Below are 835 nucleotides of genomic sequence, written 5' to 3' on the forward strand. Positions count from 1 at the left end.
GACTGGTCAGCGTGTTCACGGGGGATATTCTCATGCCCAATTTCTCTGTCTGATCGTCCCCTGCTGAGCAGTTACGACTCGTCACCGCTGCGCACCAGGGGCGCCCACCAGCTCAGGGCGCGTTCATAGCCGACGGTGGTGGCGGGCACGGCACCCAGCGCCTTACCGCAGGCGCTGCCGGAACCGTGGCCGGGCCAGACCTGCACGTAGTCGGGCAGGGTGAGGAAGGTATCGCGCAGCGAGGCGAACATCTGCCGCGCGCCGGCAAAGCGGGTTCCTTCGCCCCCGGCCGCCTCGTCGAGCAGATCAGGGCGGCCCAGGTCACCCACGAACACGAAATCGCCGGTCAGGATCATGCTGGGTGCGTCGCCGCGTGGCGTGTCGGTCACCAGGAAACTCAGGTGCTCGGGTGTGTGCCCAGGCGTGTGCAATGCCGCGACACGCACCTTACCGACCATAAAAGTGTCGTTGTGGTGCAGGAGCGTGCGGTTCCCATCGTCGTAGGTGTATCCCCAGTCGGGACCCCCCTCGGCGGAAAGCAGCAGGCCCGCGCCGGTCGCGGCGGCCAGTTCGCGGCTGCCGGACAGGTAGTCGGCGTGAATGTGTGTTTCGGTGACGTGTGTAACGCGCAGGTTCTGGGTCGCGGCTTCGGTGAGGTAGATCTGGACATCGCGGACAGGGTCGACGATCAGGCACTCACCGGTTTTCTGGCAGCCGATCATGTAAGACGCCTGGGCGAGGTCAGTGTCGTAGAAACGTTTGAAGGTAACTGCTCAGCAGGGGACGATCAGACAGAGAAATTGGGCATGAGAATATCCCCCGTGAACACGCTGAC

General features: G+C 64.0%; 1 pseudogene. It reads right to left on the reverse strand.

Features of this window, described 5'->3' with window-relative positions:
* Window positions 1–101: 101 nt before the first annotated feature.
* A pseudogene (locus QZ271_RS14395) lies at window positions 102–770 on the reverse strand (MBL fold metallo-hydrolase); the annotation flags it as partial.
* Window positions 771–835 lie beyond the last annotated feature (65 nt).

The organism is Deinococcus sp. (assembly GCF_018260555.1).
GTDB lineage: Bacteria > Deinococcota > Deinococci > Deinococcales > Deinococcaceae > Deinococcus.